Here is a 17,544-nt window from a genome sequence, read left to right as displayed (position 1 = left end):
TCAGCCGACCGGTGGTGTCCCGTGGGTGTGGAAGGACTCGATGGTCTTCAGTCCCCAGGCCTGCCCCTTGGCACGCTCCGCCTCTGTCCAGGTGATCAGCGGCCAGTCGGGGGCCAGCACGAGGCGGGTGAGCGGGTTGCACAGCTCGATACGGTTGCCGCCCGGCTCGTAGACGTAGAGGAAGAACGTCTGCTGGATGGCGTGCTTGTGCGGGCCGGTCTCGATGAACACGCCGGTGTCGATGGCGAGATCGGCGGCGCGCAGGACGTCCTCGCGGGTGTCGGTGGCGAAGGCGATGTGGTGCAGCCGGCCGGCCGAACCGGTCCAGTCGGACGTGTAGACGACGTCGTACGACTTGTCGGTGAAGGTCAGCCAGCGGGCGGCGATCTTCCCCGTGTCGAGGCGGATCTGCTCGGTGGGCCGGGCGCCCAGCACGTTCTGCTGGAACTCGGCGTTCGCCAGGACGTCGGCGGCGAGGAAGTTGACATGGTCCAGGCGCCGTACGCCCACGCCCCGGTTGGGCTTGGCCTGCGGCTGGTTCTTCAGCGCGGCCTTCAGCTCGTCGGGGGCCTGGTAGTACTCGCTCTCCCAGTACAGGGCGTGCTCGTGGCCGTCGGGGTCGGTGGTCACGTAGAGCTTGCCGAGGCCGGGCTCGTCCTCGACCCAGCGTCCGGTGCCGCCCGCCTCCTCGATCGCCTTGATACGGCGCTGGAGGGCCTCCTCGCTGGAGGTGCGCAGGGCGAGCCGGCCGAGGCCGGGCTGCTCACGGGCGGTGAGAACCAGGCTGTGGTGCTCGTAGTCGTCGAAGGTGCGCAGGTAGACGGTGTCGCCGTCCTGCCCGTTGACTGTGAGGCCCAGGTAGTCCGTGAAGAAGGCGACGCTGGCGTCCAGGTCCGGGGTGAAGAGCTGGGCGTGCCCGATGTGCGCGATGTCGCCGAGGGGCGGAGTCATCGATGACCTCCAGAGGGTTGTGCGGGAATCGGAGCCGTCTCGGCAGACCTCGGGAAGACGATGCCGTCGAAGATCTTGCGCGCCGTACGCACCACGGCGGTGCGTCGGGCGGAGGGCGGACCGCTGGTGCCGCCGTCGAGACTACTTTCGATATCGAGGAATCCGGTGGGATGTTCAATGCGAATTCGGTCACCTTGCCCGTTTTCGCCGATGAGCCGGGTCAGCCCGTCGGCGACGCTGCCCTCGACCTGGAGTCCGGCGGCGACACTGGCCGCGCCTAGGACGCCGATGGAGGTGTGGCAGCGCACGGGTATGAAGGTGCGGGTGGTGACCGCGCCCCCGTCGCGGGGGGCCGCGAGCAGCGTCAGCTTGGGGACGGTGGCGGCGGAGACGTCGCCGAGTCCCATCAGGGGCCCCGCGGCCAGGCGGATATCGCGCAGCCGGTCGGCGAGGGCCAGGTCCTCCTCCAGGTCCCTGGGGTTCTCGTAGCCGGTGACGTTCAGTGCCGTGGCGGGGATCAGGACGGTGGGCATGCCGTTGTCCACGCAGGTGACCTCGACGCCGTCGATGACATCGCGGACGTTGCCGGTGGGCAGCAGCGGCTTCGCGCTCGGCGGGAACTCGATGACCACCGCGGCGGCGGTGCCGGGGACGCCCGAGATCTCGGCGTCGCCGGTGTAGTCGACGCGCCCGCCCGGGGTGGGGAAGGTGGCGGTCGCGTAGTCGCCGGTGTTGACCATCCGGATCCGGACCGAGGTGCGCTCGTCACCGGGCTCGACCAGTCCGCGCTCGACGGCGAACGGGCCGACGCCGGCCAGGATGTTGCCGCAGTTCTGCCGGTCGGAGACCTCCGGCCGGTCGACGACGACCTGCAGGAACAGGTAGTCGACGTCCGCCTTCGGGTCCGAGGACGGGGAGATCACGGCGACCTTGCTGGTGAGCGGGTGGGCGCCGCCGAGGCCGTCGATCTGCCGGTCGTCCGGGCTGCCCATGATCCGCAGCAGCAGCCCGTCGCGCTCGGCGGGGTCCGCCGGCAGATCCTCGGCCAGGAAGTAGGCACCCTTGGAGGTGCCGCCCCGCATCAGCAGGCAGGGCACCTCCTCGGGCCCCCGGCTCACGATCCGGCCCCCTCGCCCGCGTACTCCTCGTAGGTCTGGTACTCGACACCGAGGCGCTCGAGGGTGTCACGCAGTCCATAGCGGTCCAGGCCCAGCTGGCCCTCCAGGAAGGCGGACCGGGCCTTGGCCTCCTTGTCCTCCCGGGCCTGGGAGGCGTCGGCGGCGGCGCGGGCCCGCTCGCGGGGCACCACGACCACGCCGTCGTCGTCGGCGACGATCACGTCACCGGGGCGGATGACCTGGCCGTCGATCGCGACGGGGACGTTGACCGAGCCGCCGGTCGCCTTCACCGTGCCCTGCGCGCTGACCGCACGGGACCAGGCCGGGAAGTCCATGTCGCGCAGTTCCTGCGTGTCGCGGATACCGGCGTTGATGATCAGGCCGCGCACACCGCGCTTCTTCAGCGCGGTGGCGAACAGCTCGCCGAACATGCCGTCGGTCGACGGGGAGGTGGTGGTGACGACCAGGATGTCGCCCTCGCCGCACTGCTCGACCGCGGCGTGGATCATCAGGTTGTCGCCGGGCCAGCTGAGCACGGTGACGGCGGTGCCGGCCATCCGTACGCCCTGCTGGATCGGACGGATCTCCGGGCCGAGCAGGCCGGTGCGGCCCATGGCCTCGCTGATGGTGGCCACACCGAAGCCGCCGAGCGCCTCGACGTCCCCGGCCGCCGCCTTCGGGGGGTTGGTGACGATGACGCCGCCCATTACGACAGCTCCTTCGCGATCTCCGGGTAGGGACGCATGTAGGCCTCGGCCATGGTCTTGTGGGCGAGACCCAGGTTCGGGCCGGCGTTCCGCTTCAGCTGCACACCGCGGCGCACCGCGAGGTCGGTGTAGTAGTCCCACAGGTGCTGCTGGGCGGCGAGGCACTCCATGGCCTTGCGCTTGGTGTCCCAGACGTCGGTGATGTCGAGGAGCACCTCGGGCTTGAAGCCGCTCATCTCCGGCTGGTGCGGCTCGAAGTAGAAGACCGGCGGGGCACCGATGATCTCGCCCTCGCCCGGGTAGCCGATGGCCTGCGCGAGGACACGGGCCTCCAGCGCCATGCGGTTGGCGGCCGGGTGGTCGCCGTTGTACGGGTCCTCGGTCGGGTGGGTGAGGACGACGTCGGGCTGGGTCTCACGGTAGACGGCGACCAGTCGGTCCGTCAGCTCGGGGGTGGCGACGAGCGGATAGTCGCCGGCGTCGAAGAAGCGGACCTCGGCGCCGAGGGTGGCAGCGGCGCGCTCGGCCTCGTCGCGGCGTATCGCCTTGATCTCCTCGAGGTTCCTGCCCTCGCGCCACGCCTTCGCGGACTCGCCGCGCTCACCGAAGGTCAGGCACGCGATGGTGACCTTCTCACCTCGGGAGGCGGCCAGGGCGATGGCACCGCCCGCCCGCCACACGAAGTCCCCGGCGTGTGCGGTGACGACCAGGGTGGACCGTGGTCGGGCACCGGGCTCGTTGGCGTCGGTCATGGCAGAACTCACTCCTCTTTCAGGCGGATCGCCCAGGGCGTGCCGGTGTGGACAGCGCCCCGTGGGCCGATTCGCCGTGGTGGACAGTTGGGTGCCCGCCCCCGCGCCCGACGTGCGGCGCGTCAGTCGCGCAACGCGTCGATGACGCTGGTGAGGTGGGCGCGGACAGCCGCTTCGGCCGCCTGCGGGTCCCTGGCCACGATCGCTTCGATCATCGCCAGATGCTCGCTCAGGGACTGCTGCGGACGCCCCGGCCTCAGCGCCAGCTGGAAGCGATGCCGCACCAGTTGGGCGTTCAGCCGCTCCAGCAGCTCCACGGCGGTGCGCTGGCCGGAGATCTCCCGGACCCGGTCGTGCAGTGCGTGGTTGAGCTCGGAGTACGTGACCGGCTCGCCGTCCGTGACGGCCTTGACCATGGCCGCCCCGAGGTCTGCGAGTTCGGTCAGCTGCTCGTCGCTCGCCGCGACGGCCGCCTTCGCCGCGCACAGTCCTTCCAGGACCATGCGGCACTCCGTGATCGCGACCGCTTCCTCCACGGTCACCACCCGTACCCGCGAGCCGCGGTTGCGGATCCGCTCGACCAGTCCCTGCGCCTCCAGATCTATCAGCGCCGCGCGGATGCTGGCCCGCGTCACACCGAACTGCTCGGCGAGTTCGTTCTCCACCAGCCGCTGGGCCGGGGCCATCTCGCCGTGCAGGATCGCCTGCCGCAGCAGCGTGAACGCGTGCTGCTTGGCCTGCTCCCCGGTGCTCGGACGGGCTTCGTTCGGCATCGTGCCCTCCCTGAGTGAGTGCTTGTCGACGGTAAATCTAGCCCAACAACATTGTCAACAATTTTGTCCGCCGTATTGCTCGCACTGTCTCCGGCAGGGCCCGGCGAGAGGCCTTCGTCCCGCGGAGCGGCACGCCGCTCTTCAGGGGAACCGGTGGCCGAAGGCGAGTGAGGGGGCCGGGTGCGGTCGACACCTACTGCCGTGACCGCCGAGAACCTGCCGCTGATCCCGCCGATGCTCGCCACGCCCGGCACGCTGCCGCCGAGCGCCCAGGACGCCCGGTGGGCGTACGAGACCAAACAGGACGGCCAGCGGGCGATGGTGTACCTGCCCGGCGACGGCAGTGTCCTGCTGCGCGCCCGCTCCGGGGAGGACATCACCGGCGCCTATCCTGAACTCCGGCCGCTGGGCGGCGCCCTGGGCCCGACCCCCGCGATCCTGGACGGCGAAGTACTGGCCCTGGACGAACGGGGGCGTGCCGACTTCCAGTTGCTGCAGAGCCGTATGGGCCTGGCCCACGCACCGGCCCGGGCGGCGCGCCGGGCCGCCCAGGTCCCCGTCCATCTCGTGCTGTTCGACGTGCTGCACCTCGGTGACTCCCTGCTCAGGACGCCCTACACCCGGCGCCGGGGGCGGCTCGAGGAGCTGGGGCTCGACGGGCCGTACTGGTCGACGCCGGGTGCGGTCGTCGGGCACGGAGCCGAGGCGCTGCGGGCCACCCGGGAGCACGGCCTCGAGGGCCTGGTGTGCAAGCGGCTCGACTCGGTGTACGAGCCGGGGGTGCGCTCCCGCGCCTGGATCAAGATCCGGAACCTGCACAGCGAGGACGTTGTCGTGGGCGGCTGGCTACCCGGCAAGGGGCGGCTCTCCGGTCTGCCCGGCGCCGTCCTGGTGGGCCAGCGTGCCGCCGGGCGGCTGCGGTACGTCGGCGGGGTGGGCACCGGCTGGAGCGAGGCCGAGCGCGCCGAACTCGCCGCGCTGCTGCGGGCGGCGGAGACCGGCGCCTGCCCCTTCGATCCGGTGCCGGAGGTCTCCGGCGCGCACTGGGTGCTGCCCCGGCTGGTCGGCGAGGTCAGCTACAGCACCCGTACCCGGGCGGGACTGCTGCGCCAGCCGTCGTGGCTGAGGCTGCGCCCGGACCTCACGCCCGAGGAGTCGGCGGCCGACCTGCCCGACGACCTCCTGTGAGGCCGGGGCCCAGAGCCAACTGTTGGGCGGGGCTTCACCACTGGGACGCCCGTGACGTCTTGGCAGCGGCAGGTGCGCTGGGGATCCTGAACTCCCTTACCCCCCACAGCCGTTGGAGGATTCTGTGCCGTCACGGACGTTCCGCATCCGGTCCCGGAGATGGCTCACCGGACTCGCCGCTGCCGCCGCTCTCGTCATCGCCTTCCCCGCCGTCGCCTTCGCTGCCCCGCCCCCGGCGCTGCCCGGCAACGCCGAGGCCGTCGAGACGACATACCAGCCCGCCTTCGACTACGACACGGACGGCTGCTACCCGACGCCTGCCATCGGCTTGGACGGCAGCATCAACCCCGGCCTCAACCCGACGGGCGCCCTGAACGGCAACTGCCGCGACGCCTCCGACCTGGACAACACCAACAGCTACTCGCGCTACAAGTGCAACAACGGCTGGTGCGCCTACCTGTACGGCCTCTACTTCGAGAAGGACCAGGCGATCCCCGGCATCAGCCTCGGCGGGCACCGGCACGACTGGGAACACGTCGTGGTGTGGGTGCAGAACAACCAGATCCAGTACGTCTCGACCTCCAACCACGGTTCGTTCACCGTGCATCCGGTGTCCGAGGTCCGTTTCGAGGGCACGCACGCGAAGATCGTCTACCACAAGGACGGTGTCGGCACACACTGCTTCCGGCTGGCCAACTCGGGCGACGAGCCGCCGGAGAACCACAAGGGCACCTGGCAGTACCCGCCGCTGATCGGCTGGAACGGCTACCCGGCGGGCCTGCGTGACAAGTTGAGCTCGTACGACTTCGGCAGCGCCAACTTCGGCCTGAAGGACAGCGCGTTCGCCTCGCACCTCTCCTCCGCGAAGCCGTCGGGCATACCGTTCGACCCGGACGCCTGAGCCCGGCGGATCTGCCCCGCCACCGATCGCCGGTCCGCTCGTTCCCGGAGCGCGGCAGTGGTGGGTGGCGCGGCGGGCGGAGTCTCCCGGCGGAAGGTCCTCGCCGCGCTGGGCGCGGCGAGGGTCTTCCGCACGCGTTCTGCCCAACCATCGGACGTCACGTGAATTACGTGATGACTCTCAGGACCTGCGACCACGGACGTACGACCTCGGTCCGGCCCGGGTTCCCTCCCGCGCCGGATCCGGGACGGCGCGGCGCCGCCTAGCGTGCCGTGCATGGACACGATCGATGCGAGCGGACGGCTCGAAGAAGCGCTGGAACGGCTGCACGGATCGGGACCGGAACGCCTCGGCAGGCTCACCAATCACGCCCCCATGGTGGTCGAGGCACTCGCGGCGCACGGGCAGGCGGGCTCCGTGCACCGCTGGCTGGACCGCTACGCCCCCAGGCTGGAGGACTTCCCGGCGCCGGTGGCCCCCGTCACCGACGCCGACTGGGCCGAGGCACTGGGCGATCCGCGCCGGGCCGCGGACTGGATCGACCACTTCGCACACGCCGTGCGCGAGCGGCCGTGGCGGAGCGTCCTGGCCGAGTGGTGGCCACGGCTCCTGCCCGGTCTGTACGGCGGCTCCACGCACCCCGTCATCCGGGTGGGCCATGCCGTACGGGCGCTGTCCGCGGGCGAGAACGAGCCGCGCCGTACCGAACTGGCGCACGGGCTGGGCTACTGGGCGACCCGCCACCACCCGGTGGCCGAGATTGCTCAGCTCCCGGGTGCGACAACCGCCGCCGACACCCTGGACGCGGTCCCACCGATCACCGCCGAGGAGCCGGGCTTCCCGGCCCGCCTGGCCGCCGTGCGCGGCCTCCCGGTGTGGGCGGGCGAGGTGACCGACCCCGACGAGGCGCGCGACCGGCTCGCGGAGCTGGTACGGGCCGCGACCCACCGCTACGCCACCCACGGTCACGGGGAGGAGACCATGCTCGTCCACGCGGCGACGGCCCCCAACGCCGTGCTCCGCTGTCTGGACGCGCTGCCACGGCACCTGTGGGCACCGAGCCTGCACGCGGCCTGGACGGCGTCCGCGGCGGTCACCGCGATGTACGCCCCGGCCGAACCCGTCGACTACGCACCGCCCGGGCGCCTCACCGCCGAGGAGGTCCTGGAGCGCGCCCTGGCGCACGGCGACGAACACGTCGTCAAACTCACGGACACGGCACTGGACGTCGGCGGCGAACGGGCCCTGGCAGCGGCTCTGCGTGCCGTGGAACTCAGCGTTCCGCTGTTCTGAACCAGGCGGCCCGTCCTTGTGAGACACACCGGGTCAGGACTCCACCGGCGCTCGGGCCCGGCCGGAGCAATGCGGGCGTTCGGTACGGACCGTTTACCGGAGGGTCTATCGTGTCCCCCATGTCCGTGCCGGAACTCATTCGTATCGTCTCCCGTGACTCCCCCATGGCACTCGCCCAAGTGGAGCGGGTCCGGGACGAGTTGGCGGTGCTGCACCCGGGGGTGCGCACCGAGGTCGTACCGGTGAGGACGACCGGTGACAAGTGGCTGGGGGACCTGGCGCAGGTCGAGGGGAAGGGGGCGTTCACCAAGGAGGTGGACGCCGCCCTGCTGGCCGGGGAGGCCGACCTCGCCGTGCACTGTGTGAAGGACGTGCCCGCCGACCGGCCGCTGCCCGCAGGCACGGTGTTCGCGGCGTTCCTGAAGCGGGACGACATCCGCGACGCCCTCGTCCACCCGGGTGGGCTCACTCTCGACGAGCTTCCGGCCGGCACCCGGATCGGCACCTCGTCGGTGCGCCGGATCGCGCAGCTGGCCGCCACGCATCCGCATCTGCGGTGCGTGCCGTTCCGCGGCAACGCCAACCGTCGGCTGGCGAAGCTCGCGGACGGCGAGGCGGACGCGCTGCTGCTGGCGGTCTCCGGTCTGGAGCGGATCGGCCGGCGCGACGTGATCAGCGAGGTGCTGTCACCGGAGACGATGGTGCCGCCGATCGGCGCGGGCATCCTCGCCCTGCAGTGCCGTGAGGGTGACAGCGAGCTGATCGACGCCGTCAGCGGGCTCGGCGACCCGGACACCTACCGGGAGGCGGCCGCGGAGCGCATGTTCCTGCATGTCCTGCAGGGACACTGCAACAGCCCGATCGCCGGTTTCGCGCGTGTCGACCGCGGTGGTGAACTCTCCCTGCGGGCCTGCGTGTTCACCCCGGACGGCAAGACCCGGCTGAACGCGCACGAGTGGGCGGGCCGGCTCGACCCCGCCACGCTGGGCACCTCGGTCGCGGTGGCCCTGCTGCGGCAGGGCGCCCGCGAGATCATCGACGGCATCGCGCACTGACACCGCCGGCCCGGACGCCGGAACGACGACGGCCGGACCGCTCGCCCGGCCGGCCGCCGTCAGGCGCTGCCCGGCTCCGCCTGGTCCTTCAGGAACGCGATCACCTGGTGGGCCACGCCGCCCTGGCAGGCGCCGGCGGTTGCCGCGACCGGCTCCTCGGCCAGTCCGACCCCGCCCGTCCACAGTCGGCGCTCGGTCCACTCCTCGTCGACGCGCAGGTGCACCTGGACATCCACCTGGGTGAGGGCCGCCTCCAGTCCCGCCGCGTACAGCACGGCGGTGACCCGGCGCAGCGGGTAGACGTCGAAGCCCTCGATGAACTGGGAGTTGCGCCAGTCGATGAACGCGCCCTCCCCGTCGGGGCCGACGCGCACGTCGATCTGGCCGTCCTCCAGCTGCACGCCGAAGTGGCGGCCGCCGCGGTTCTCGATGGTCACCCGGACACTGAAGTACGTCAGTCCGACGGCCGCGTCGTCGCGTCCACGCGGGGGCTCGGCCGCTGCCAGACGGTGGACGCGGACACGCAGACCGGCATGCTCGTCGTACTCCTGCCAGTCCCCGACCACGTTCGGCTCGTACACAGTGCCCCTCTCGACCTCGGAGAGCTGCTGTCTATCTGTGTGCTCAGCGCACTGTCAAATGAGCAGAATGCGCCATGGCCAGGGCATTCGCCCGCTTTGATCAGTGATCAAGCGCTGCGCAGCAGGAATCCGTTCCTTGCGCCACGCCCGGAGTTCACCCACGTGCCGCACATCACGTTCCCGGCAAGATCAGCGGGCGAGCCGGCCGAGGAGCGAGGAGGCCGCGGCGATGCCCAGGAGGGCCGCCACGACGAGGACGGCGAAGTCGGTGGCGAGGTGCGCGGGCGTGCCGAGGAGCAGGCCGCGCAGAGCGTCGACCTGATAGCTGAGCGGGTTGACCTTGCTGACCGCCTGGAGCCAGCCGGGCATGACGGAGACCGGGTAGAGGGCGTTGGAGCCGAAGAACAACGGCATGGTGATCGCCTGCCCGAAGCCCATGAGCCGGTCGCGGCTGAGCACGATGCCGGCGATGGTCATCGAGAGGCAGGAGAAGAACGCGGCGGCGAGGACCACGGCCACCGCGACGCCGAGCAGCTTCAGGGGGTTCCAGGTGAGCGCGACGCCGAGGATGGCCGCGATGACGATGACGACGACGGCCTGGACCAGGGACTTGAGCCCGGCCGCGAAGGCCTTGCCGGTGATCAGCGCAGAGCGCGGCGTCGGAGTGACGAGCAGCTTGTTGAGGATGCCCGCGTCGCGTTCCCAGATGATCTGGATGCCGTAGAAGATGGCGATGAACATCGCGGACTGGGCGATGATGCCGGGCGCCAGATAGTCGATGTACGGGATGCCGCCGGTGGGTATGGCCCGGATCCGGGTGAAGGTCTGGCCGAAGATCAGCAGCCACAGGGCGGGCTGGACCGCGCGGGTGTACAGCTCGGTGCGGTCGTGGCGCAGCTTCTGCAGTTCGACGGCGCACATCGCGGCGACCCGGGCGGGCAGCAGCCGCCATCCCGCGCGGGGCTGGGGCGGACGCACCAGCAGGCTCGCGGCGCCGCCGGGCAGGCCGGCGCGGTCAGCCGACGCGCTTGGCGGTGCGGCGGGTGCTTCGGACATCGCGGAAATCTCCTGACTGGTCGTCGAGGCCGCTGCCCGCGACATCGCGGAAGACGTCCTCCAGCGTGGGCAGCGTGTCCGTGGCCCCGGTGCCCGCGGCTCGGCGGCGTTCACCGAGCCCCTGGCGCAGTTCGGCCGGGGTGCCGAGGCTGTGGATACGGCCGCGGGCCATCAGAGCCACCCGGTCGCAGTACTGGTCGGCCTCGTCCATGTAGTGGGTGGTGACCAGGACGGTCATGCCGGTGGCGGCGCGGACGGCGTTGATGTGCTCCCACACGCCGGTACGGGCGATCGGGTCGAGGCCGATGGTCGGCTCGTCGAGGATCAGCAGCCGGGGGGCGCTGACCAGGGCCTGCGCCAGCTCCAGCCGGCGGACCATACCGCCGGAGTAGGTGCCCGCCAGCCGGTCGGCCGCGTCCGTGAGACCGACGGCGGCGAGGGCCTGCGCGACACGGGCGGCGCGCTCGCGGCGCGCGACGTCGAAGACGCGGGCGAAGAGGGCCACGTTCTCGCGGCCGGTGAGGCCGCTGTCGGCGGACAGCTGCTGCGGGACGTAGCCGAGCAGCCGGCGCACGGCCATGCGGTCGCGGGCGGTGTCGTGACCGAAGACGCGGACCATGCCCGAGGGGACCGGCAGCAGCGTGGTGATGCAGCGGATGGCCGTGGTCTTGCCGGCGCCGTTGGGGCCGAGCAGCCCGAAGACCTCGCCCTCGCGTACGGACAGGTCGAGGCCGTCGACCGCCCTGGTCTCGCCGAAGGCGTAGGCGAGCTGGGTGCAGCTGACCGCCTCGACGGTGTCGCCCGTCATGATTCCTCGGCCTCCTCGTGCAGGGTGTCGGCCAGCCTGCGCAGCGCGGGGAGCGCGGCTCGCAGCGCCTCGCGGTCGGTCCCGTCGAGCCGGGACACGTTGCGGCCGATCAGGGCCGCGCGGCGCCGCTGCCAGTCACGCAGCCGCTCGCTGGCCGCGTCGGTGAGCCGCAGTCGTGCGGCGCGGCGGTCGGCCGGGTCGGTCTCGCGGATCAGAAAGCCGTCCTTGGCCAGCTGGTTGACCAGGGTCGACACGGAGTTGCCGGCCAGGTGCAGCTCCCTGGCGGCGTCCGAGATGCCGATGCCGGGCCGGTTCTCGACCAGGCGGAGCAGCTCCACCTCGGCGCCCCGCATCCGGGGCATGGTCATCCCGCTGCGCAGCCGCCGGCGGACCAGGCGCTGGATGCCGACGAGGGCGTCGGCCAGCTCCTGGGGGAGGGTCTCCGGCATTTTCGGCTCATTCTGTTCCACATCAAGAAGATTACCTCTGCTACAGAGGTATTTCTCCCCAAGGAACAGTCAAAGCAGCACCAGGAGCGGGTCGACCGACTTCGAAAAGTCACTATTTCGGGCGAATTGTTTTGACGGATCCGGCCCCGGGAATTCGCACCTCAGTGCCTCGGAAGGCTGCCCGCACGCCACCTGCTGAGGAAGGTGCGCACGATGGCCATCGCCGGCAGAACGAGTCCGCATCCGCACGACGACGCCCCCGACACGGCCGAGGCGTTCGACCGCCTCGCCGGGCTGCCGGACGGCCCCGAGCGCAAGGAACTCCGCGACGAGCTGGTCCAGGCCTGGCTGCCCATGGCCGAGCGGATCGCCGTACGGTTCCGCGGGCGCGGGGAGGCGCTGGAGGACCTGTACCAGGTGGCCGCGCTGGGCCTCGTGAAGGCCGTCGACCACTACGACCCGGCGCGCGGCCGCGCCTTCGAGGCGTACGCCGTCCCCACCGTCACCGGCGAGATCAAGCGCCACTTCCGCGACCACATGTGGACCCTGCACGTGCCGCGCCGGGTCCAGGAACTGCGCAACCGGGTCCGCGTCGCCACCCGCGAACTCGCGCCGGCCACGCCGGGCCGGGAGCCGACCGCGGACGAGATCGCCGCCCACACCGGCCTGACGGAGGCGGAGGTCCGTGCCGGCCTGGAGGCCCTGGAGTGCTTCACCGCGCTGTCCCTGGACGCGGAGACCACCGGCGTCGACGGTCACCCGCTCGGTGACCTGCTCGGCGGACCCGACCCCGGTTACGACCTGGTGGTCGACCGAGCCGCCGTACGGCCCTGTCTGCTGGCGCTGCCGGAGCGCGAGCGCACCATCCTCTACCTGCGGTTCTTCCGGGGCATGACGCAGAGCCGGATCGCCCACCAGCTGGGCATCTCGCAGATGCACGTCTCGCGGCTGCTCAGCGGCTGCTGCGACCGGCTGCGGGAGGAGGTGCTCGCCGAGGCGAGCTGAAGCACGCTGAAGCAGGCCGATGCAAGCCATGCGAGCCGGGTCGAACTGAGATTCACTCCGACGTGGTCAGCCCTCGACGGGCACGGTAGCCGGTTCCGGTTGGACACTGGTGGAAGACGGGGGGCACCGTTCTCCGACACCAGGACGCGACTGCCATGAATCACGACCCGACCCTCCCCCGCGGTGCGAAGGACGTCGTCTCCACGCACTCCGTCTTCGGCTCCCCGTGCTGGGTGAGTCTCACCAGCCGTGACCTGCAGACCACTGAGGACTTCTACACGGCCGTCCTCGGCTGGCGATGGCGCAGCGTCAAGCTGGGCGACCACTTCCGGATCGCGCTGGCGAACAGCGTGCCGGTCGCGGGGGTCGCGGCCGTCGCCGCCATGTGGCAGATGGCCGTGGCGTGGACGCCGTACTTCGCGGTGCCGGACGCCGACGAGGCCGTGTCCCGGGCCCGGGAGCGCGGTGGTACGACGGCCGTCGGCCCGCTGTCCTTCCCGCCCGGGCGTGCCGCCCTGCTCGCGGACCGGGACGGCGCCACCTTCGGGATCTGGGAGGGGGAGCTGGTCGGCAACTGGGAGGCGTGGCGGCGGGCGGCCCCGACCTTCATCAGCCTGCACACGCGCGACGCCTTCGACGCGGCTCTCTTCTACGGCGAGATCCTCGACTGGGCCTCGGGCGTGCAGGGCTGCTGCGAGGTGGAGTACGAGGGCGGCGAGGTCGTCCTGCGCAGCCAGGGCGACATCGTGGCGCGCATCGACTCGGGCGCGGTGGAGTCGGCTCCCGATCCTTCGGTACGGCCGCACTGGCAGGTCCATTTCGCGGTGACCGACGTCGAGGCCTGCGCGCGAGCCTCGGAGAAACACGGCGGCAGCGTCCTCAGGGAGGACGCTGCCGAGGCGATCCTGCGCGACCCGGACGGCGCGCAGTTCACGGTGACCTCCCGGCGCGAGCGCTGACCTACCGGGCGGCGGTCCGGGACGGCCGGGACAGCAGCACCAGGCTGCGGGCCTCGACGCGCAGCCTGGTTCCGGCCTTGCGCTCCCGCTCGTCCGGGATGCCCTCGGGATCGGCGGTGTCGACGAGGGTGGTCCAGTGCTCGCCGTAACTCTCGGTCGGCAGCCGGAAGTCGACCGGTTCCCAGTAGCTGTTGAGCAGCAGCAGGAACGAGTCGTCGACCACGCGCCGCCCGTACGGGTCGCGTTCGGCGATGGCGTCGCCGTTGAGGAACACGCCCACCGAGTGCGCGTCGGCGCGCTGCCAGTCCCGGCCTGCCATCTCACGGGCGTCGGGCAGCAGCCACACCAGGTCGGGCAGCGGCTGGTCGACATGGGTGACCGTCTCGCCGCGGAAGAAACGGCGCCGGCGCAGCACGGGGTGGGCGGCGCGCAGGCCGATGACGTACCGGGTGAAGCCGGCCAGGGCGCGCTGCTCGTCGGTCAGCGCCCAGTCGATCCAGGAGACCTCGTTGTCCTGGCAGTAGGCGTTGTTGTTGCCGCGCTGGGTGCGGCCGAGTTCGTCGCCGTGGCAGAGCATCGGGATGCCCTGCGACAGCAGCAGGGTGGCCAGCAGGTTGCGCTGCTGGCGGGCGCGCAGTTCGAGGACGGCGGGGTCGTGGGTCACGCCCTCGGCGCCGCAGTTCCAGGCCCGGTTGACGCTCTCGCCGTCCCGGTTGCCCTCGCCGTTGGCCTCGTTGTGCTTGTCGTTGTACGAGACGAGGTCGCGCAGGGTGAAACCGTCGTGCGCGGTCACGAAGTTGACGCTGGCACGTGGTCGGCGCCTGCTGCGCTGGTACAGGTCCGAGGAGCCGGTGAGCCGGGAGGCGAACTCGCCGAGTGAGCCGGGTTCGGCCCGCCAGAAGTCCCGGACGGCGTCGCGGTACCGGCCGTTCCACTCCGACCACAGCGGCGGGAAGTTGCCGACCTGGTAGCCGCCCTCCCCCACGTCCCAGGGTTCGGCGATGAGCTTGACGCGGCTGATGACCGGGTCCTGCTGGATCAGGTCGAAGAACGCCGAGAGCCGGTCCACCTCGTGGAACTGCCGCGCCAGCGTGGCCGCGAGATCGAAGCGGAAGCCGTCGACGTGCATCTCGGTGACCCAGTACCGCAGCGAGTCCATGATCAGCTGGAGCACGTACGGGTGCCGCATCAGCAGGCTGTTGCCGGTGCCGGTGGTGTCGTAGTAGTGCGCCCAGTCGCCGTCCACGAGGCGGTAGTAGGAGGCGTTGTCGATGCCGCGGAAGGAGAGTGTGGGGCCGTTCTCGTTGCCCTCGGCCGTGTGGTTGTAGACCACGTCGAGGATGACCTCGAGGCCGGCCGCGTGGAGCGCCTTCACCATCGCCTTGAACTCGTCGACCTGCTGGCCGCGGCTGCCGAACGCGGCGTAGGCGTTGTGCGGGGCGAAGAAGCCGATCGTGTTGTAGCCCCAGTAGTTGGACAGCCCGCGGTCCCGGAGCACGCCGTCCTGCGCGAACTGGTGCACCGGCATCAGCTCCACCGCCGTCACACCGAGTGAGGTCAGGTGCTCGATCACGGAGGGATGGGCGAGGGCGGCGTAGGTGCCGCGTAGCCGCTCCGGGACGTCCGGGTGGGTGCGGGTCAGACCGCGTACGTGGGCCTCGTAGATCACGGTCTCCGCGTACGGCCGTCCAGGTGGCCGGTCGTCGCCCCAGTCGAAGTACGGGTCGGTCACCACGCCGAGCATGGAGTGCCCGGCGCTGTCGGCCGGGGAGGGGCCGCCGGGGGTGCGCTCGTACAGCGCGGCGTGGTTGTCGATCTGGCCGTCGACGGCTCGCGCGTACGGATCCAGCAACAGCTTCGCCGGATTGCAGCGGTGGCCGACGCTCGGGTCCCAGGGGCCGTGCACCCGGTAGCCATAGCGCTGACCGGGGCCGACGCCCGGCAGATAGCCGTGCCAGACGAAGCCGTCGACCTCGGTCAGCGGGACCCGGTTCTCGGCGCCCGCGTCGTCGACGAGGACCAGGTCGACATGCTCGGCGACCTCGCTGAACAGGGCGAAATTGGTGCCCTGGCCGTCGAAGGCCGCACCCAACGGGTAAGGGCGCCCGCTCCATACGGGCACCCCTTTCCGATAGGGACGCGCCGTCACCGGGCGTCCTCCAGGGCGACGTCGGGCGCACCGTTCGAGGCGGCCAGTGCGGCGACCGGCTCCTCGCGCGGCACTTGGCGGACCTGGCGCAGGCTGGGTGCGGGCGCCGTCGGCACCAGCGGGACGCGTTCGCCGGAGCGGGCCCGCTGCGAGAACCAGATGATCTTGCTGCCGGTGTCCGGGGCACAGCAGCCCCAGCCGTCGCTCATGGCGGCGATGTGGGCCAGGCAGCCGCGCAGATCCTGGTCGGGACGCAGGTCCCGGTCGTCGTCGCCCACGGCGGTGATCAGATGCTGGCCGTTCCACCACATCTCGATCGAGGTGTGCTTGTCCGTGGCATGTTCGTAGATCGCGCGCAGCAGCAGTTCGGCGCCGCTGCACACGGGGACCACGAGGTTCTCGAGGTCCCAGTAGCGGAGGTGGGCGGCCAGGATGCGGCTGACCTGTCCCACCCGTTCCGGGCTGACTTCCACGTCCAGGTGGTAGTAGCAGGGCACTGCGGTCTTCATCGTCGCTTGCTCCTCACCGGCGAAGTTCTCGCTCGTTGTTCGCCCCCGCGGGCTGTGCCCCGATCACGGAGCGTCGAGCACTGATCGCTTCTGAGTCAGATCCACAGTGGGGTCACTACGCCATTCGTGCAACACGAGCACTTCAGGCATGTCGCGAACCGGTGAGTGCCCCGCGTCTCAAGATGCCGGCCGAGATGGTTGAAGAACTAACAAGACGCCGAGTTGCGACACATGCACCATGAGTGAAATGCCTCGATCGCCGTAACGGATCCGTGCCCCTTCCTGCCCGGAATCCACCCGACCGTCGGGAAGCGCGCCCAGTCGAGAGCGTCGGAGGGTGAACAGGGTCATGCTGCTACCCGCTAAGGCCGAAGTGGCCCGGCAGTTGCGGCGCTACCGGGCGTGGGAACGCGCGACGCTCGCCTCGCCGTCCGACCGGGGCGTGCGCGCCACCTTCGAGGACTCGGGATACACCCTGTGCGTGCTGATGGGGAAGCGCTGTGCACGCGAGGCCGCGGACGCCGCCGAGCGCTATCTGCGCGGCAACATGGGCGGCCATGTGCATGAGCAGGGCGGACGACCGCACCGCGGCAGCGCGGTGCGGCGGGCTCCCCCTGCGGAGCGGCATTCCACGGCGGGAAGGCACTGACCTTCCGGCTCCCCATCCATTCCGAGCCGGGCCGCGGGCCCGGCTTCGCGCACGGCGGAGGTGAGACCCATGAGTTCGACGCCGGTCATCGGCCGAATCCCGGTCCGCGACGTCCGGCCGGCCGTGGAGTGCGGCAAGCGCCCTGCGAAGGCGGTCACCGGGGAGACCTTCCAGGTCACCGCGACCGTCTTCCGGGAAGGCCATGACGCCGCCGGCGCCAACGTCGTGCTGCGCGATCCCGAGGGCCGCCCCGGCCCGTGGACACCGATGCGCGAACTGGCGCCGGGCAGCGACCGCTGGGGCGCCGAGGTGACGCCGGACGCGCCGGGCCTGTGGAGTTACGTGGTGGAGGCGTGGAACGATCCGCTGGCAACCTGGCGGCACCACGCGCGCATCAAGGTCCCGGCCGGGATCGACACCGGCCTGGTTCTCGAGGAAGGCGCCGAACTGTACGAGCGGGCGGCCGCCGGTGTCCCCAAGGGCCCGGAACGCGCCCTCGTGCGGACGGCAGCGCGCACGCTGGGCAACGACTCGCTCTCCCTCGAGGCCCGGCTCGGGGCCGCGCTGGACCCCGCCGTCGACGAGGTGCTGGGGCGGTATCCGCTGCGGGAGCTGGTCACCGCGTCCGAACCGCTGCCGCT

The 17,544-nt window shown here is 71.2% G+C and carries 19 protein-coding genes; 8 read left to right on the top strand and 11 right to left on the bottom strand.

Annotated elements, in window-relative coordinates:
- The 5 genes from IEZ19_RS20945 to IEZ19_RS20925 all read right to left on the bottom strand — a co-directional run bounded on the left by IEZ19_RS20945 (position 1) and on the right by IEZ19_RS20925 (position 4,301).
- Positions 1–951, bottom strand: coding sequence for a catechol 2,3-dioxygenase (locus IEZ19_RS20945; protein ID WP_189312774.1), 951 nt, complete (start codon positions 949–951; stop codon positions 1–3).
- Positions 948–2,069 carry a 4-oxalomesaconate tautomerase gene (locus IEZ19_RS20940; RefSeq protein WP_268248652.1) on the bottom strand — a complete coding sequence of 374 codons (1,122 nt, stop codon included), beginning with the start codon at positions 2,067–2,069 and terminating at the stop codon, positions 948–950. Before IEZ19_RS20940 ends, IEZ19_RS20945 begins: the two co-directional genes overlap by 4 nt.
- Complete coding sequence (locus IEZ19_RS20935) at positions 2,066–2,776, bottom strand: 4-carboxy-4-hydroxy-2-oxoadipate aldolase/oxaloacetate decarboxylase (protein ID WP_189312773.1); 711 nt, start codon at positions 2,774–2,776, stop codon at positions 2,066–2,068. Before IEZ19_RS20935 ends, IEZ19_RS20940 begins: the two co-directional genes overlap by 4 nt.
- The gene (locus IEZ19_RS20930; protein WP_189312772.1) at positions 2,776–3,528 is read right to left on the bottom strand and encodes a PIG-L deacetylase family protein; all 753 of its coding nucleotides are present in this window, start codon (positions 3,526–3,528) and stop codon (positions 2,776–2,778) included. Before IEZ19_RS20930 ends, IEZ19_RS20935 begins: the two co-directional genes overlap by 1 nt.
- A gap of 122 nt (positions 3,529–3,650) precedes the next feature.
- Positions 3,651–4,301: a GntR family transcriptional regulator gene (locus IEZ19_RS20925; protein WP_189312771.1), complete on the bottom strand. Its 651-nt coding sequence runs from the start codon at positions 4,299–4,301 to the stop codon at positions 3,651–3,653.
- A 234-nt stretch (positions 4,302–4,535) separates the two neighbouring features.
- Between IEZ19_RS20925 and IEZ19_RS20920 the strand changes: the two genes are divergently transcribed.
- From IEZ19_RS20920 to hemC, 4 genes are all read left to right on the top strand, one after another.
- Complete coding sequence (locus IEZ19_RS20920; protein WP_189312928.1) at positions 4,536–5,489, top strand: ATP-dependent DNA ligase; 954 nt, start codon at positions 4,536–4,538, stop codon at positions 5,487–5,489.
- A 124-nt stretch (positions 5,490–5,613) separates the two neighbouring features.
- Complete coding sequence (locus tag IEZ19_RS20915; protein WP_189312770.1) at positions 5,614–6,390, top strand: NPP1 family protein; 777 nt, start codon at positions 5,614–5,616, stop codon at positions 6,388–6,390.
- A 276-nt stretch (positions 6,391–6,666) separates the two neighbouring features.
- Positions 6,667–7,683, top strand: coding sequence for a questin oxidase family protein (locus IEZ19_RS20910; RefSeq protein ID WP_189312769.1), 1,017 nt, complete (start codon positions 6,667–6,669; stop codon positions 7,681–7,683).
- 119 nt (positions 7,684–7,802) lie between these two features.
- The gene (gene hemC, locus IEZ19_RS20905) at positions 7,803–8,738 is read left to right on the top strand and encodes a hydroxymethylbilane synthase (RefSeq protein WP_189312768.1); all 936 of its coding nucleotides are present in this window, start codon (positions 7,803–7,805) and stop codon (positions 8,736–8,738) included.
- A 59-nt stretch (positions 8,739–8,797) separates the two neighbouring features.
- On the opposite strand, the gene IEZ19_RS20900 is transcribed toward hemC, so the two are convergent.
- The 4 genes from IEZ19_RS20900 to IEZ19_RS20885 all read right to left on the bottom strand — a co-directional run bounded on the left by IEZ19_RS20900 (position 8,798) and on the right by IEZ19_RS20885 (position 11,632).
- On the bottom strand, positions 8,798–9,319 hold the full coding sequence (locus IEZ19_RS20900) for a hypothetical protein (RefSeq protein ID WP_189312767.1): 522 nt from the start codon (positions 9,317–9,319) through the stop codon (positions 8,798–8,800).
- 189 nt (positions 9,320–9,508) lie between these two features.
- Positions 9,509–10,375 (bottom strand): ABC transporter permease, encoded by an 867-nt coding sequence (locus IEZ19_RS20895; protein WP_189312766.1) that lies wholly within the window; start codon positions 10,373–10,375, stop codon positions 9,509–9,511.
- Entirely contained in the window at positions 10,335–11,183 is an 849-nt protein-coding gene (locus tag IEZ19_RS20890) for an ABC transporter ATP-binding protein (protein WP_189312765.1), read from the bottom strand. The genes IEZ19_RS20895 and IEZ19_RS20890 overlap by 41 nt, the downstream gene beginning before the upstream one ends.
- A complete protein-coding gene (locus IEZ19_RS20885; protein WP_189312764.1) occupies positions 11,180–11,632 on the bottom strand; it encodes a MarR family winged helix-turn-helix transcriptional regulator in 453 nt (150 codons plus the stop codon). Before IEZ19_RS20885 ends, IEZ19_RS20890 begins: the two co-directional genes overlap by 4 nt.
- A 213-nt stretch (positions 11,633–11,845) precedes the next feature.
- Between IEZ19_RS20885 and IEZ19_RS20880 the strand changes: the two genes are divergently transcribed.
- Together IEZ19_RS20880 and IEZ19_RS20875 are read left to right on the top strand one after the other, a co-directional pair.
- A complete protein-coding gene (locus tag IEZ19_RS20880; RefSeq protein ID WP_189312763.1) occupies positions 11,846–12,637 on the top strand; it encodes an RNA polymerase sigma factor SigF in 792 nt (263 codons plus the stop codon).
- 155 nt (positions 12,638–12,792) lie between these two features.
- Positions 12,793–13,596 (top strand): VOC family protein, encoded by an 804-nt coding sequence (locus IEZ19_RS20875; protein WP_189312762.1) that lies wholly within the window; start codon positions 12,793–12,795, stop codon positions 13,594–13,596.
- Position 13,597: 1 nt separating this feature from the next.
- Here the strand turns inward: IEZ19_RS20875 and glgX are convergent, their stop codons facing one another.
- Entirely contained in the window at positions 13,598–15,718 is a 2,121-nt protein-coding gene (gene glgX, locus IEZ19_RS20870) for a glycogen debranching protein GlgX (protein WP_229840506.1), read from the bottom strand.
- Between the two features lie 23 nt (positions 15,719–15,741).
- On the bottom strand, positions 15,742–16,254 hold the full coding sequence (locus IEZ19_RS20865) for a pep a2 (protein WP_189312760.1): 513 nt from the start codon (positions 16,252–16,254) through the stop codon (positions 15,742–15,744).
- Between the two features lie 349 nt (positions 16,255–16,603).
- Between IEZ19_RS20865 and IEZ19_RS20860 the strand changes: the two genes are divergently transcribed.
- On the top strand, positions 16,604–16,903 hold the full coding sequence (locus tag IEZ19_RS20860; protein ID WP_189312759.1) for a DUF5133 domain-containing protein: 300 nt from the start codon (positions 16,604–16,606) through the stop codon (positions 16,901–16,903).
- A gap of 69 nt (positions 16,904–16,972) precedes the next feature.
- The coding region (locus IEZ19_RS20855) for a maltotransferase domain-containing protein (RefSeq protein WP_189312758.1) at positions 16,973–17,544 on the top strand (572 nt) is incomplete at its 3' end.

This window comes from Streptomyces brasiliensis (assembly GCF_014647875.1).
Taxonomy (GTDB): domain Bacteria; phylum Actinomycetota; class Actinomycetes; order Streptomycetales; family Streptomycetaceae; genus Streptomyces; species Streptomyces brasiliensis.
This window is presented reverse-complemented; position numbering and strand designations above follow the sequence as displayed.